The following is a 15,603-nucleotide window of genomic DNA, read 5'->3' as shown; positions in this document are numbered from 1 at the left end:
TTGCAACAGCAAGTTGCTGGCCAGCCCTTGCCAGTGCTTGCCTGGCGGGGCCGACGGCTTGCGGCGGGCGCCCGCCTCGCGCTACACTGCGCGCAACCATTCCATCTTGCGCGACTGGCGAAGTCAGTGGGCACTACCACGAGGAAGCGCAAGTTCTCTGGCGTGACGTTCATTGCGCGTTCGCGTAACGTTCAGCACGCCTAGGCGTGAAGTTGCTTGCGCCTGCCGCTCGCCTGGGCAGCGAATGGGAAGCAGGGTGCGCCCTGCACCGACGGTTACAACGAGCCGCCGGTGCTGGTCGCCGCTAGCCTTCCCCGCGCGCCCTATCCCCGATGCGTGAATCGGATTCCCTATTTTTCAGACGAGTTTCGCCATGTTCGAACGCAGCCGTTTTACGATCGACCAGATCGACCCCGAGGTCTTTGCCGCCATCCAGCAGGAGAACCAGCGCCAGGAAGACCACATCGAGCTGATCGCCTCCGAGAACTACACCTCGCCGGCCGTGATGGCCGCCCAGGGTTCGCAGCTGACCAACAAGTACGCCGAGGGCTACCCCGGCAAGCGCTACTACGGCGGTTGCGAGTACGTCGACGTCGTCGAGCAGCTGGCCATTGACCGCGTCAAGCAGCTGTTCGGCGCCGAAGCCGCCAACGTGCAGCCCAACTCGGGCTCGCAGGCCAACCAGGGCGTGTACTTCGCCGTGCTCAAGCCGGGCGACACCATCATGGGCATGAGCCTGGCCGAAGGCGGCCACCTGACCCACGGCATGGCCCTGAACATGAGCGGCAAGTGGTTCAACGTGGTCAGCTACGGCCTGAACGCCCAGGAAGACATCGACTACGACGCGCTGGAAAAGCTGGCCCAGGAGAAGAAGCCCAAGCTGATCATCGCCGGCGCCTCGGCCTTCGCGCTGCGCATCGACTTCGAGCGCATCAGCAAGGTTGCCAAGTCGATCGGCGCTTACTTCATGGTCGACATGGCCCACTACGCCGGCCTGATCGCCGCGGGCGTCTACCCGAACCCGGTGCCGCACGCCGACTTCGTCACCACCACCACGCACAAGAGCCTGCGCGGCCCGCGCGGCGGCGTGATCCTGATGAAGGCCGAGCACGAGAAGGCCATCAACTCGGCCATCTTCCCCGGCATCCAGGGCGGCCCGCTGATGCACGTGATCGCCGGCAAAGCCGTCGCCTTCAAGGAAGCGCTGACGCCTGAGTTCAAGGAATACCAGCAGCAAGTGGTGAAGAACGCCGCCGTGCTGGCCGAGACCCTGATCGCGCGCGGCCTGCGCATCGTCTCGGGCCGCACCGAAAGCCACGTGATGCTGGTCGACCTGCGCGCCAAGAACATCACCGGCAAGGAAGCCGAGCGCATCCTGGGCGAGGCGCATATCACCGTCAACAAGAACGCCATCCCCAACGATCCGGAAAAGCCGTTCGTGACCTCGGGCATCCGCCTGGGCTCGCCGGCCATGACCACGCGCGGCTTTAAGGAAGAAGAAGCCCGCATCGTCGGCAACCTGATCGCCGACGTGCTGGACAACCCGCACGACGCCGCCAATATCGCCAGCGTGCGCGAGCAGGCGGCAGCCCTGACCAAGCGTTTCCCGGTCTACGGCTGATGCATCGAGGCCGCCCATGCGGATTTCGCATGAGCGGCCGGCAGCTCCGCAAGCCGGCGTCCTCGGGCACCGGCCTGCGGGCCTCGCCAACCCGCCCCGCCTCCGCAGAACGACAACACGGACAAGGCGACGGGGTTCAACTGAAGGTGGTCCGGCATGAAATGCCCCTTTTGCGGTCATTCCAATACCCAGGTACTCGACACGCGCATGTCGGAAGACGGCGATGCCGTGCGCCGGCGCCGCCGCTGCGAAGCCTGCGACCGCCGCTTCACCACCTATGAGCGGATCGAGCTGTTCTTCCCCGCCATCGTCAAGAAAAACGGCTCGCGCGTGGACTACACCCGCGCCAAGCTGAAGGACTCCATGCGCCTGGCGCTGCGCAAGCGCCCGGTCTCGGCCGAAGCCATCGACGAAGCCATCACCCGCATCGAAGAAAAGCTGCTGGCACTGGGAGAGAAAGAAATCCCAAGCAGCCAGGTCGGCGAACTGGTGATGCGCGAATTGCGCAAGCTCGACAAGATCGCGTATATCCGCTTTGCTTCGGTGTACCGGAGCTTTGAGGACGTGTCGGAATTCCGCGACGTGCTGGATGAGTTTGCGGCGTCCACCCCTCGGAAGGGGTAGCAAAAGTAACAAAATCGTTGTTTAATCCCCGTTGCATTTCCGCAAGGCCCGCTGTCGCATATTAAAAGGGCCCGGGATTGCAGACCAAAAAAAAGAAGTTAACGAAGTCGGACGTCTTTTGACGGGGGTCAGAATGGGTCAACGCTGCCGCGGGGCAGCCGGCTTTGCCATGCTCGAAGCATTGGTGGCAATTGTCGTTCTGGCGGTTGGCGTGCTCGGCGTCGCCAGCCTGCTGCTGAATTCATCCCGCTTCACGCAACAAGCTTCCTACGACACCACTGCCATGCAGCTGGCCACCGAGATGGCCGAGCGCATGCGTGCCAATCCGGCCGTCTCGCAAACCGGCGCGGCGGCGGAAGCCATCACCCCGAACCGCTACTTCATCGACACGGCCAGCGGGCAGCCGCCTGCGCTCACGGCGGCAAACAGCCCGTACGCTGTCGCCTGCCCGGGCACGGCGGCCGGGTGCGCGCAGCAACTGGCGGATTTCGATGTCGCCGAGTTCTGGGAACGTGTCAGCACAGGCCTGCCTGGCGGACGCGCCGTGATTTGCCGGGACATGGTCGCCTACGACCAGGCCACCGGCTTCTCATGGGGATGCACGCCCTCGGCCACTGGCCGCGCGGACGACGCCCCGATAGTCATCAAGATCGGCTGGATCTCCCGGCTTGCAGCCAAAACGGTCGCGGCACGGGTCGACATGTCCGATATGGGCACGCGCCCCCAGGTGGTCATCGTGGCCACGCAGGGTACGGTGAACTGACATGCGCAACGCCAGGACGTATCCCAACGCCGGTCGGCATCGTCAACTGGGGCTGTCGCTGGTGGAGCTGATGGTGGCGATGACGCTGAGCCTGCTCCTGATCATGGCTGCCGCGGCGCTCTACCTGACCGGGCGAGCCAACTACAACAGCATCGACGACACCACTGCGCTGGATGAGAAAGGCCGCTTTGCGGTGGATACCGTGGTGCGGATCGTGCGCCAGGCCGCCTGGAGCAACTATGCGGGCAACAGCGCCGCGGCCTCGCCCGGCGCCAGCGGGCCACCGGCGCCCAGCCCTGGAGGCGTCATGCTCACCACCACGAGCCTGTCGCCGACCATCAGTGGGCTCGACAGCTGCGGCGCCCCCACGCAAGACCTCGGCAATCCGGCGCAAAACCTCGCGTGTCCAGCCCAGGCGGGCGCCGTGAACAAGAGCGACGTGCTGCAGGTCCGCTTCTTCGGCTCCGGCACACAGCAGGACCGCACCGTTCCGGACAACAGCATGATCGACTGCTCCGGCAATGGCGTCGCCGAGCCGCAGGCCTGGGAAGACGCAGACCTCGCGCGCGGCATGGCGGTCTTCTATGTCAGCAACGATGCCAGCGGCATGCCTCAGCTGATGTGTGGCTATCGTCCACGGGACGCCGCCAACAAGGAAATCCTCACGGCCGGCACGGCATATCAGGCTGTTTCGCTGATCTCAGGCGTCGAAGTCTTCCAGGTGCTCTACGGCGTGGATACGAATTTCGACCAGACCCCGGACCGCTTCCTGTCGGCCACCGAGGTGCTGGCCCTGCCCACCACCTGGCAGAACGTCGTCGCCATAAAGATGGCCATGGTGCTGATGGGCGATACCGCCAGCGCATCGCCTCGGGATCCACCAACCTTTCGCCTGTTCGGGCGCTTGTTCCCGGGCTCACCGGGCAACGACACGTCCTTCACGCCGGCCACGCAACTGCAGCGGATGCGGCGCCTGTACACCGTCACCGTACAGCTCCGGAACATGGCCACCTGCACCACCTGCTCGCCGACATGAACGTCCGCACCGCGCACCCCAGCCCACGTGGCATCGCGCTGATCACCGCCCTGGTGATGCTGCTGATCATCAGCGTCATCGCCATCGCCGGTGCCCGGCTGGCCATTGGCAGCAAGCGCATGGCATCGAACCAGCGCGACCGGGACCTGGCTCAGCAAGCGGCCGAGGCAGCCTTGCTGGATGCAGAAATCGACATCCAGGGTGTTTCCGCCCCAACCAGCCGGTCGGCCATCTTCTCCGGCACCACGATGAATGTGCTGCCGTTCATGGCGGGCTGCAATACGGGCGTGACCGGCGCCTCACCCTTCCAGGGATTGTGCGACCCGGTGCTCGACGGCACGCCGAACTGGCTTGCCGTTGACTTCAGCCAGACGGGCGCCAACGCACGCACCACCGCCTACGGCACCTTCACCGGCCGCAGGTTCCCGACCGCGACAGGCGGGCTGCTGCCTGCGGCCTTGCCGCGCTACATCATCGAGCCGATCAGCGACATGTCGCCAGGCGCGAGCGAGGGCGCATACATCTTCCGCGTCACGGCCGTCGGCTTTGGCGCTAACCCGGCGACCCGGGTCATGTTGCAGTCGTACTACCGGAAGGGGGAATGAATGGCAACGTCCATGCCTGTCGCGGAGCACGGCAAATGAGCCGCATCCGGAAATTCATTTTCGCGGCAATGGCTGCGCTTCTCAGCCTGCCCGCGGGCCCGCTGCTTGCCGCAACGGAACAGAGCAGCCTCGCGACCGTCAAGATCGCGCAGGCGCCGCTGTACGGCCGCAACCAGAATATCCATCCCAACCTGCTGCTGACGCTCTCGGTGGAGTTCCCCACGGTTGGGGCAGCCTATCGCTCCGGCTCGTATTCGCCGACCACCGAATACATTGGCTACTTCAATCCGCTCAAGTGCTACACCTACAGCGGAAGCGCCAGCAATGGCTATTTTGTCATTGCCGGCGACGCCAACACGGCCGATCACACATGCGCGGGCCAGTTCAGCGGCAACTTCATGAACTGGGCCACGGCCTCGGCCATCGATATGCTGCGCTACGCGCTGACCGGGGGCGACCGCGTCGTTGACACCGCCACGCAGACCATCCTGCAACGTGCTGTGCTGCAGGAGAGTTTTTTCAACAGCAACTCCTACTTCCCCCGCAAGACCTACGACAAGGCGTCCTCGGTCACGCCTTTCAGCAGCAGGACCTTGTACATCACCTCATGTGGCAACAAGGTGTTCTTTGGGGACAGCACCGAATCCGGCGCCAGCTGCTCGAGCCCCGGCAAGTACAGGAACCAGGGCACCTACCTGGTACGGGTGCAAGTCTGCGACGCAAGCGAAGCCAGGTCCCGCACCGATCTCTGCAAGCTGTATCGCACCGGGTACAAGCCGGTTGGCGAAATGCAGCGCAATGCCGACAAGGTCCGCTTTGGCGCGTTTGGCTACCTGAACGACAGCGCCAATACCCGTTATGGCGGTGTCCTGCGGGCGCCCCTGAAGTATGTGGGGCCGAACACCGTCGACAGCAATTTCAACCAAGCCAGCAACCTGCGCCGGGAATGGGATGACGACGGCGTATTCATCCAGAACCCCGAGAGCGCGTCAGAGAACATCAGCGGCGTCATCAATTACCTGAATCAGTTCGGGCGTTCCGGCGCCTACAAGTCATTGGATCCGGTCGGCGAACTCTACTACGAGAGCATCCGCTACCTGCAAGGCCGGCAACCAACGCCCGAAGCCATCGACAATGCCAGCGCCTACAAGGATGGATTCCCGGTCTACACGCAATGGACAGACCCCATCCTTGCCAGCTGCCAGAAGAACTACGTCCTTGCCATTGCCGATATCAATACGCACTGGGACCGATACATCCCAGGCAACATCAGGACGACCTACCTCTCCGGTGGCAAGCCGGTCTCTGCCAACGATTCGGCCCGGCCGGCTGACGCGATATCGAAATACAGCAAGTACAGCTTCGATGTCACGACCTGGACGCAGGCGGTGGCCGATCTCGAGAGTTCGGGAACATCCGGCAACAGCCGCCCCGACAGCTCGCTCGCCAACCTGGCTGGCGCCGACACCGGCTCCGGCGGCCACGGCACCTACTATATGGCCGGCGTCGCGTATTGGGCGCATACCTACGGCTTCCGCCCGGATATGCCGGAATTGCGCGTCACCACGTTCAGCATCGACGTCAATGAGAACGGGAACGGCAGCGTCGGCGACGAACAGCGCCGCAGCCAGATGTACCTGGCGGCAAAGTACGGCGGCTTTGACGACCAGAACGGTGATGGCAATCCGTTCCGCACCAAGGGGGCCAGCGGCGCCACCGTCACCAGCAATGCCGAATGGGAATCGTCGGGCGGATCCAACGTCCCCGCCAACTGGTTCCTGGCCGGGCAGCCGGCCGCCATGATCGCTTCCATCAAGAGGGTCTTCGCGCAAATCGTCAACGCGGCCGGCACATTGTCTGGCGTGGCACTGACCTCTTCCCAGGTGGCGAGCGACACCCTCTTGTTCACTCCCGGATTCGACCAGCGATGGAACGGGCGCCTGTCGGCACTGGCGGTGATCAATGATCCCAATACCGGCGTTCAGATCTCCAATACCGAAACCTGGGAGGCCGGCAAGGTGCTGACTGCCCGCACCGCTGCCCGCAATCTGCTGACCTGGGTCCCGTCGGGCACGGCCGACAATGCGGGAACCGGCGCGGGTGCGGGCGCCACCTTCGAGTGGAAATCCCTCAACGCCGCGCAGAAGGCCGCACTGAAGCTCGCGCCGACAGAGACTGACACCGTGGCCCAGGGCCGGCTCAGCTATTTGCGCGGCGAACGCAGCCAGGAGCAATCCACCGGCAGCACGGGGACCATGCGCTTGCGCGACTCACTGCTGGGCGACATCGTCAACTCGGGCCCCGTCTACATGGCGGCCCCGTCCAGCACCATCGCCGAACGCGACTACACCGCCTTCTACAAGGCCCACAGCCAGCGTACCGCCGCCGTTTATATCGGCGCCAACGATGGCATGCTCCACGCATTCAATGCCGCCAATGGCTCTGAACTGTTTGCCTACGTGCCAAACGCGGTGTTCGCCAGCCTGGCCCAGCTGACCTCGCCGAGCTATATCCATCGTCCGTACGTGGACGCCACGCCTGCCGTGGCGGAAGCCCGGGTCGGCAACGCCTGGCAGACCGTGCTGGTTTCTGGCATGGGTGGCGGCGCGCAAGGCCTCTTTGCGCTGAATGTCAGCGATCCCGCCAGCGTCGGAAGCGGCAATGTCTTGTGGGAGTTCACGGACAAGGATGATGCCGACATGGGCAACGTCATGTCGCCGCCCCAGATCGTCAAGCTGTTTGCCGGCAAGGACTCCGACAACAAGCCTGTGTACAAGTGGTTTGCCATGACGGGCAACGGCCTGAATGCCAACGATGCGGATGGCGCGAGCAATCCGGCCGCGCCTTCGGTGCTGTTCATCGTGGCACTGGACAAGCCGGCCGGGACGCCGTGGCAACTGGGCGTCAATTACTGGAAGATCTCGATGGCGGCGGACGCCACCGCAGGCATTGCCAACGGGCTGAGCTCGCCGGCGCTGGTGCGGCTTACCGACGGACAGACCGTCGCCGCCTACGCCGGCGACCTCCAGGGCCGCCTCTGGAAGTTCATCCTCAATGGCGGCCCATCCACCTGGAACGCTGCCGGGGCCCTGCCCTACTACGGCGGCGGCAACTACGGCCGGCCGCTGTTCCAGGCTCGCGATGCCAGCGGAAAACCGCAGCCGATCACGGTCCAGCCCAAGTGGGTCTACGCGCCCGGCGGCTACATGGTGGTGTTCGGCACCGGGAAGTACCTGGAGCCTGCCGACACCATCACCACCGGCACGCTGACCCGGAACGCCATGTACGGCATCTACGATGCGGGGGGCTCCCAGTCGATCGCAGACCGCAGCATGCTGAACCCGGTCACCCTGACCCGCAACAGCAAGGGCGCTTACGAATATTCGTCACGCAGCTATAGCCTCGGCTCAAAGACTGGGCAGAAAGCGGGGTGGTACTTTGATTTCCCGGGCAACGGAGAACGCCAGGTCACCGCGCTCGTGCCAGCCTACGGAAAGATCTGGTTCAACTCGCTAATGACCGGCGATGACCTTTGCGGTGCCTCCAGCAACAGCGGCCGCTACCAGATCAATGCGCTGACCGGCATGCCCGCCACGGGGACATCGACCGGCGATCTCTCCACCTTCGGCATCCTGGGAGCGCCGGTGCTGATCCAGACCAAGACCACGGTGGATCCACAGCGCAATGCAGTCGGCCAGATCACCACGCTGAAGTTCATCGACGTGTTTTCGTTCGGTGCATCGGGTGGCGGCCGCAGCGGAGGCGCGTCGTTGTCCAGCAGGCCGCTTGTGTCCGGCAACACAGCCACCGACGGGGGGCACCCCGCCACCGGGCGCCTTGGCTGGCGCGAGATTCGTAATTTCGGAGCCGCAAAATGACGCTCTGCCACCGTGACCGGCGTCGCCACGCCAGCGGCTTCACGCTGATGGAGATGCTGATTGCCATCGCCATCCTTGGCATCCTCGCCGGCATTGCCTATCCCAGCTACGCCGAACATGTTGCCCGCGGGCGCCGCACCGAAGCCAAGGCCGCATTGATGACGGCCATGCAGGCACTGGAGCGTCGGTATGCACAGGCCAACTCCTATGTCGACCCCGCCGACAGCACGCGCGCCTGGCGCGGCTTCCCGCAAGCCTCGGAAAGCGGCAACTACACGATCGCATCCGGCGCGTGCGCAGGCCTGGCATTCAACGAATGCGTGCAGGTCAGCGCCACGCCCGCCATCGCCGACAACCGGTGCGGCACGCTGCTGCTGCGCAGCACCGGCGAGCGCGGCGTGCTGATCAACAATGTCGCCGCCTTCGCGAACCTGCCCCAGGAGTGCTGGTGATGCGCGCCCAAGCCCCCCGACCCCAGACCGGGTTCACGCTGATCGAACTGCTGGTCACGCTGGTCGTGCTGGTCATCCTCGCCGGCATGGCGGCACCCGCCTACACCTCCTTCATTCAGCGCAACACGCTTGCCACTGAAGCAGACGCGCTGGCTTCCTCGCTTTCCCTGGCACGGGCCAATGCGCTATCGCGCAATAGCTGGGTTACCGTGGCGCCGGTCAGTAATGACTGGCGCAACGGCTGGACTGTCTGCCTGAACCCAAATCGAAGCGCGGACTGCACGGGCCAAACCGTGCTGGTTCAGCATGTACCCTCCGCCCAGGGATTGACCGTAGCATTCTCCAGCACGCCGCAGTCGGGGGTCCTCTCCTACTCGCCCGTAGGCTATACCCGCACGCTGGCAGATGCGATGCAGTCTGCCCAGGTGCTGATGGGACTGGGCACCGGCAACCAGAAACTCATCGATATCAGCCAGTTGGGCAGGGTCCGCGTATGCGCGCCCGTGCCGACACAAGCCACGGTGTGCCAGTAAGCGAGGCTGCCTGGTAGCTGTTCCCAGGAAGACCGAAACAACATTCTGCAAATCCTCCACGCTTAGGCACGTATTCGCCTGCTCGCGACAGCTAGTCTGACGGTCCCTGCCAGTCTCGGTGACCGCCCATGCCGGATCTTCGCAAGCCAGCACATCAACCTGCCCGCCCGCGCCGCAGACCGCGCTGCGCCGGCCGCCCCGCGGGATTCGCGCTGCATGAAACGCTGTGCGCGCTGATCGTCCTTGGTGCCGGGCTGATGCCAATGATGGGGCTGGCGCCGAAGGCGCTGGCCCAGCTGCGCGAACTCGACGCGCTGGCCCGGTCCGCCCGCCTTGCCGTGGAGATAGCAGAGCTGGATACAGCGCAGCCGGCACTGCAAAGCGGGCGACCAGACCTCTGGTCGAGCCGGTGCGGGAACAACCCGGCGTTTCCGTGCCCGGAAGATTCGCCACTGATCATGGCAGGATGGCTTGGCGGGCAGGCCGGCATACCCGCGATCGCGTTGTGGAGGCAGCCATGAGGCGGGACGCATCCAGGGCATTCTCGCTGGTCGAGCTGCTGGTCGGAATGATACTCGGCCTGATCGTCACCGCGGCAGCCGTTGCGGCATTCCATGCCACTCGTACCGCCTACCTCACCGCCACCGACCGCATCCTGCTCGAAGAACGCGGCCAGCGCGCCCTGACGATCATCGCCGCGCTGCTGCGCCAGTCCGGCTGGCCGGGCGAGCCCCTTTCCGCCACCTCCTACCCTGCGCCACCGGCCGTCAGCGGCGCCGACGACTGCGGCCAGCCTGCCATCGGTGCGGTGCCGTCCTGCGGCAGGGCCGGCGTCGGCCGCAGCGATGCGCTGCTGGTCCGCTTCAGCGGCAGCGGCCTGCCGGCGGCGCCGTCGCAGCCCGATGAAACCATGACCGACTGCAGCGGCTACGCCGTCGCCGCGCGCGTGGCCAGTGCTGACGCGCGCAGTGGCTACGTCGCAGCCAACCTGATCTATGTCGCGGCGGGCAGCGATGGCGTGCCGCAACTGCTGTGCCGCTACCCGGCACGCCGCGGTGGCGTGATCGACGGCACTGGCTGGACCTCCGGCGCGCTGGTCCGCGGCGTTGAATCACTGCAAGTGCGCTACGGCCTGGATACGGACCGCGACGGCCGGGCCGACCGCTTCGAGACGGCATCCGCGATCCACTCGCTGGATGAATCCGCCTGGCATCGCGTGGTGGCCGTGCAGATTGCCATTGCCGTGCGCGGCGAGCGCCCGGGTTCGGCGGCGGCAAGCCCGGGCAAAGGCGACGACCCGTTGCCAGCACCCGGCACCGCCGCCGGCGATCTGGCGCCGGTGCCGCCGTCGCAGGCCAGCACCGCCCGCCGCGTCTTCGCCACCACGGTGCGGCTGCGCAATGCGCCACGCTGCCAGGAGACGCTGTGCTAGCCCGCCGCCTTCCACGTCGCCACAATGCAGGCGCCGTCACGCTGCTGCTCTGCGCCACGATGCTGCTGCTGATAGTGCTGACCGCTGCCGGCACGCTGCACATGCTGCTGTCCGCGCGGCAACTTGCCGTCATGCAGCTCGAACGCGAAATCGCATTCCGGGCCGCCGAGGTCGCGTTGCTTGATGCCGAGTCGGACCTGCTTGCGGCCGCCATATCGCAAGACATGATGGGCCGGCTTGGCATCTGGCCGGCACCGGGACACTGCGGCAGCGGCCAACAGGCTGGCGTGTGCCGGCCAGCGGTGACCGGCCCGCCCGTGTGGCAGCCCTGGCTGCTGGCCGACACCAGCGCGGACACCGTCGGCGTGCCATTCGGCCGCTTCACCGGTGCGACGCTGCCGGTGCTGCCCGCGGGTGCCGCCGGCACGCGCGAACTGCCGCGGTATGTCGCCGAGATTCTGGAAGAGCCACCGTCCGGCTACAGCGCTCCGGATGTCCCTTCCGCTACCACACCGGCACCACGGATCCGGATCACGGCCATCGGCTTCGGCCGCAGCCGTGCGACACGTGCCGTGATACAGAGCGTGATCCAGCCGTGAATCGCCTCGTTGCCTTTGCCCTCGCCTGCCTGGCCATCGCCATTGCACCAGCGTCCGCCGCCACCGGATCCGAAACAGGCCGGCTGCCCCTGGCTTACCGGACCGCGGCCGGCGCATATCCATGGACCGGGCGCTTGTTCGCTGTCGGCTGGCAAGGACCGGCGCCAGTGCTGTCGCCTTATCTATGGGAGGCCGGCGCAAGCCTCGACCATCGGCCTGTCGGATCGCGTCGCATATTCACGTCGTCAGCGCCGCCGCAGCGCGTCATCGCGCTGCAATGGGATGCCATCGATGCCGCCTTCCGGAATACGGATAGCGCCGACATGCTTGGCCGCCTTGACCGCGCTCACCTCGAATGGCTGCGCGGCGACCGCACCGAGGCGGCCCTGCGCCAGCGCGACACGCGACTCGGCAATGCCGCAGGCGCGCGCGTGCGGGTGGTGGCGCCTCCGGCCTGGGCGCCTGGCAAACCCGGGCACGCCGGCTTTCGCACGCGCTACAGCCTGCGCCCGCATGTCGTCTGGCTGGGCACCAACGACGGCCTGCTGCACGGGTTCGACGCCGTGACCGGCGAGGAGCGCGCCGCCTATCTGCCCGGCGTGCTGTTGCCCCATGCCGCCGCCACGCCGGCGAACGACGCGCCGCTGGCGCCCCCGCCCTGCCCTCGCCCCGAAGCGCAGGATGTGACGATCCATGGCGAGTGGCGCACGGTCTTGCTGTGCGGCATCCCTGGCAGCGCCAGGACCGGCAACCCCGCTGCGGCATTCGCGCTAGACATCTCGGATCCCGACGGTCCGATGCCCTTTGCATTGCTGTGGGAGATCGCCGCCGCGGACACATTGCCACTATCAGCGCGCGGCCCGGTGCGTGCCGCCGGCATTCCCGGCCAGGACGGATTGCGCTGGTACGCAGTCGTGACGCTGGCTGCCGCGACCCATGACAAGTCGGAGGCAGCCCGCTCCGGCCTTGCGCTGCTGCCATTGGACAAGCCTGCCGGCGCGGCATGGGCCGGGCAGTACGCCGTCCGCACCTTGCCATTGCCGGAGCACGACTGCCTGGGCTGGCCGGCAACCGGCAACCTGGTGGCGGCCAGCGTGCTGTCTGACATGACAGGCACGGCACGCGCTGCCTATGCGACGGACGATGCCGGCCAGCTATGGCGCTTCCCCCTCACGGAGGCGCCCCAGCCGGGCGGTGCGCCCGCGGTGTCATGCCTCCACCGGATGCAGGCGTCGGCGCAACCGCTCATGCCCGAAGCGCCCGTGCTGCTCGGATCGCCGACTGCGCCGGTCGTGGTCTATGGCGCGGGCAACGAACTTGCAGCGGTGCCCGACCTGTCGTCCACGCGCGCCGCCACGGCGGGCCCGTTGGTGGAAGTCGCGGCGCAGGCCGCAGATGGCGGGCACATCCTGCGCGCGCAGCCTGCCGGCGCCGGTGATGCCGGCTGGCATCTGACCCTGCCCCATGCCGGCGAACAGGTGGTGGAGGTCCAGCCGGTCTTCCCCGGCCATCTGCTGTTCGTGACGCGCACGCCCGATGGCGCGCAACGCAGCTACCTGGTGCTGGCGGCAACCGGGGAATCGGTCAGCCAGAGCGGAACCGGCGAACGCCTGCACGTGGCCACCGGCCAGTTGCTGCCTCCAGGCGCCAGCGTGTTCGTGACCGCTGCCGAATTGCCCGCCGCACCGGTGCAGCCGGGCCGCACCGCGCACCAGGCTTATGAGCTGTCGCTGTGGGCTGTCGATGGCAACTCGGTCACGCGGGTGTCGCAAACCATGGCCAGCCGGCGCACCGGGCGCCTGCGCTGGCGCGAGCTCGTCGGACCGGCACGGGAGGATTTGCCATGACTGCCGCGGCGCCTGCCTCCCGGCCCCGGGCCGGGTTCAGCCTGGTCGAGCTTGCGGTTGCGCTGGCCGTCCTCGCCATCCTCGCGGCCGTCGCCGTGCCCGCTTGGCACGGCCACCTGATGCGGGGATGGCGGGCGCAGGCGCGTACCGCGCTGACCGAGGGAATGCTGCAACTGGAACGCCATGCCGTCGGCGCCATGACGTTTGCCGCCGAACCCGGTGCCGGAGTGGCCGCCGGGGAATGGCCACTTCCCGTACCGGACACCGGCACCGTGCGTCATGTCGTGACAGCCGCGGCATGCCCGCAGGCCGGCCTGGATACCTGTGTTGAATTGCGTGCCGTGCCGCAGCGGCCAGATCCGGAGTGCGGCGTGCTGATCCTGCGCAGCACCGGACAGTGGCTGACGCTGCCCGAAGGTGAAGCCGTGCCACGGCCGCTTCCGTCCCATTGCTGAAGGCGCGATGAACAGCCACGCACCCCGCCGCAACCATGGCCTGACCCTGGCCGAACTGCTCGCCGGCCTGGCCATCCTGGCACTGCTGGCGGCGGCATCCTATCCGGTGTTCAGCGGCCTGCTCGCCCGGCAGCAGGTCACACTGGCGGCCGACCGGCTGGCGGCATCGCTGGCGCTGGCGCGGGCCACCGCACTGGCGCGCCGCCTCGAGGTGACGCTGCAGCCGCTGCCGGGCGAGGCCACGCTGGGCCCTGGCTGGCAACTGGTCGCGGCAGACGGCGACCCGGAGCGCCGCGCGGTGCTGGCCGTGGTCGAACCGGCCATGCCCTGCCTGTGGGTGACGCTGCGCCAGACCGCCCGCGGCACGAATGTGCTGAAATTCCTGCCTGTGGGATACTCTCGTTCTGAGCAGGGCGGTTTCCAGGCCGCCACTTTCACGCTCGGCTGCCGTGGCGAGCAGCGGCAAGTCAGGCTGGGCGCGCAGGGACGTATCCGACTCTGCACCCCCGGCCGCGACGCTGACTGCGATGCGACGGAGTCCTCCGGACCACCATAACCCGGCAGCCCTGTATTCCAGATCGCTGCGCCAAGGCAAACGCAACCGCCGAATGTTTTCCGATACCGACCACGCCGCCATGGAACAGGCCCTCGCGCTCGCCGCGCGGGGCATGTTCATCACCACGCCCAACCCGCGCGTCGGCTGCGTGCTCGTCAAGGATGGCCAGGTCATCGGCCAGGGGTTCACCCAGCCGGCCGGGCAGGACCATGCCGAGATCCAGGCGATGAAGGACGCGCTGGCGCGCGGGCTGGACCCGGCCGGCTCCACCGCCTATGTCACGCTGGAGCCGTGCAGCCATTTCGGACGCACGCCGCCGTGCGCCGAAGCGCTGGTGCGCGCGGGCGTGGCGCGCGTGGTGGCGGCCATGGAAGATCCCAACCCGTCGGTATCCGGGCGCGGCCTGCAGCGGTTGCGCGAGGCCGGCGTCGACGTGCGCTGCGGCCTGCTGGAGAAGGAAGCGCGCGACCTGAATATCGGCTTCGTCTCGCGCATGACGCGCGGGCTGCCGTGGGTGCGCGTCAAGGTGGCGGCATCGATGGATGGCGGCACCGCGCTGCATGACGGCACCAGCCAGTGGATCACCGGCCAGGCCGCGCGCGACGACGGCCATGCCTGGCGCGCACGTGCGTGCGCGATCCTGACCGGGATCGGCACCGTGCGCGACGACAACCCCGCGCTGACGGTGCGGGCCATCGCCACGCCGCGCCAGCCCCAGCGGGTGCTGGTCGATTCGCGGCTGGAGGTCCCGCTGGACGCGCAGATCCTGACGCCGGACACCGGCGAGTTCGCCAAGCCGGTGCTGGTGTTCTGCGCGGTGGAGGACCGGGAACGCCAGCGCGCACTGGAAGGCCGCGGCGCCGAAGTCGTGGTCCTGCCCAACCCGCACGGCAAGGTCGAGTTGCGCCGCATGCTGGAAGAACTCGGCCGGCGCGGCATCAATGAGCTGCACGTGGAAGCCGGCTTCAAGCTCAACGGTTCGCTGGTGCGCGAGCATTGCGCCGACGAGCTGCTGATCTACCTCGCACCCAAGCTGCTGGGCGATGCCCAGGGCATGTTCAACCTGCCGCCGCTGGCGCGGCTGCAGGACGCCGCGCAGTTCCGCTGGCATGAGATCCGGCAGATCGGCGACGACCTGCGCCTGATTGCCCGGCGCAACGACGCGTAGCGCGCCACCCACCGGCACCGCGTATCCAGATTCC

The 15,603-nt window shown here is 66.9% G+C and carries 15 protein-coding genes and 1 riboswitch; all 15 genes read left to right on the top strand.

Going from position 1 to position 15,603, the window contains the following annotated elements:
* Positions 1-100: 100 nt before the first annotated feature.
* Positions 101-246, top strand: a riboswitch (ZMP/ZTP riboswitch).
* A 127-nt stretch (positions 247-373) separates the two neighbouring features.
* Positions 374-1,621: a serine hydroxymethyltransferase gene (glyA, locus tag AC3WLF_RS20445; protein WP_010813742.1), complete on the top strand. Its 1,248-nt coding sequence runs from the start codon at positions 374-376 to the stop codon at positions 1,619-1,621.
* A 156-nt stretch (positions 1,622-1,777) separates the two neighbouring features.
* Complete coding sequence (gene nrdR, locus AC3WLF_RS20440) at positions 1,778-2,245, top strand: transcriptional regulator NrdR (protein ID WP_010813743.1); 468 nt, start codon at positions 1,778-1,780, stop codon at positions 2,243-2,245.
* 133 nt (positions 2,246-2,378) lie between these two features.
* The gene (gene pilV, locus AC3WLF_RS20435; protein WP_492318794.1) at positions 2,379-3,008 is read left to right on the top strand and encodes a type IV pilus modification protein PilV; all 630 of its coding nucleotides are present in this window, start codon (positions 2,379-2,381) and stop codon (positions 3,006-3,008) included.
* A gap of 1 nt (position 3,009) precedes the next feature.
* Positions 3,010-4,044: a PilW family protein gene (locus AC3WLF_RS20430; protein WP_492351396.1), complete on the top strand. Its 1,035-nt coding sequence runs from the start codon at positions 3,010-3,012 to the stop codon at positions 4,042-4,044.
* Positions 4,041-4,649 carry a pilus assembly PilX family protein gene (locus AC3WLF_RS20425; RefSeq protein WP_492356409.1) on the top strand — a complete coding sequence of 203 codons (609 nt, stop codon included), beginning with the start codon at positions 4,041-4,043 and terminating at the stop codon, positions 4,647-4,649. Before AC3WLF_RS20430 ends, AC3WLF_RS20425 begins: the two co-directional genes overlap by 4 nt.
* Positions 4,650-4,684: 35 nt before the next feature.
* A complete protein-coding gene (locus AC3WLF_RS20420; RefSeq protein WP_492351467.1) occupies positions 4,685-8,527 on the top strand; it encodes a pilus assembly protein in 3,843 nt (1,280 codons plus the stop codon).
* Complete coding sequence (locus AC3WLF_RS20415) at positions 8,524-8,979, top strand: type IV pilin protein (RefSeq protein WP_492351397.1); 456 nt, start codon at positions 8,524-8,526, stop codon at positions 8,977-8,979. Before AC3WLF_RS20420 ends, AC3WLF_RS20415 begins: the two co-directional genes overlap by 4 nt.
* Positions 8,979-9,512 carry a GspH/FimT family pseudopilin gene (locus tag AC3WLF_RS20410; protein ID WP_492318799.1) on the top strand — a complete coding sequence of 178 codons (534 nt, stop codon included), beginning with the start codon at positions 8,979-8,981 and terminating at the stop codon, positions 9,510-9,512. The genes AC3WLF_RS20415 and AC3WLF_RS20410 overlap by 1 nt, the downstream gene beginning before the upstream one ends.
* Before the next feature lie 128 nt (positions 9,513-9,640).
* Entirely contained in the window at positions 9,641-10,033 is a 393-nt protein-coding gene (locus AC3WLF_RS20405) for a type IV pilus modification PilV family protein (RefSeq protein WP_492351398.1), read from the top strand.
* On the top strand, positions 10,030-10,944 hold the full coding sequence (locus tag AC3WLF_RS20400; protein WP_492358740.1) for a PilW family protein: 915 nt from the start codon (positions 10,030-10,032) through the stop codon (positions 10,942-10,944). The genes AC3WLF_RS20405 and AC3WLF_RS20400 overlap by 4 nt, the downstream gene beginning before the upstream one ends.
* Entirely contained in the window at positions 10,938-11,543 is a 606-nt protein-coding gene (locus AC3WLF_RS20395; protein WP_492358739.1) for a pilus assembly protein, read from the top strand. Before AC3WLF_RS20400 ends, AC3WLF_RS20395 begins: the two co-directional genes overlap by 7 nt.
* A gap of 323 nt (positions 11,544-11,866) precedes the next feature.
* The gene (locus AC3WLF_RS20390; RefSeq protein ID WP_492318803.1) at positions 11,867-13,390 is read left to right on the top strand and encodes a pilus assembly protein; all 1,524 of its coding nucleotides are present in this window, start codon (positions 11,867-11,869) and stop codon (positions 13,388-13,390) included.
* On the top strand, positions 13,387-13,845 hold the full coding sequence (locus tag AC3WLF_RS20385) for a type IV pilin protein (RefSeq protein ID WP_492318804.1): 459 nt from the start codon (positions 13,387-13,389) through the stop codon (positions 13,843-13,845). The genes AC3WLF_RS20390 and AC3WLF_RS20385 overlap by 4 nt, the downstream gene beginning before the upstream one ends.
* 7 nt (positions 13,846-13,852) lie before the next feature.
* Positions 13,853-14,401 (top strand): GspH/FimT family pseudopilin, encoded by a 549-nt coding sequence (locus tag AC3WLF_RS20380; protein ID WP_492318805.1) that lies wholly within the window; start codon positions 13,853-13,855, stop codon positions 14,399-14,401.
* A gap of 52 nt (positions 14,402-14,453) precedes the next feature.
* Positions 14,454-15,569 carry a bifunctional diaminohydroxyphosphoribosylaminopyrimidine deaminase/5-amino-6-(5-phosphoribosylamino)uracil reductase RibD gene (gene ribD / locus AC3WLF_RS20375; protein WP_492356405.1) on the top strand — a complete coding sequence of 372 codons (1,116 nt, stop codon included), beginning with the start codon at positions 14,454-14,456 and terminating at the stop codon, positions 15,567-15,569.
* The last annotated feature ends 34 nt before the right edge of the window (positions 15,570-15,603 follow it).

It is taken from the genome of Cupriavidus sp. FW306-01-F10A, from assembly GCF_058782785.1.
The sequence above is the reverse complement of the archived record's forward strand: the minus strand, read 5'-3'. Positions and strand labels throughout refer to the sequence as shown.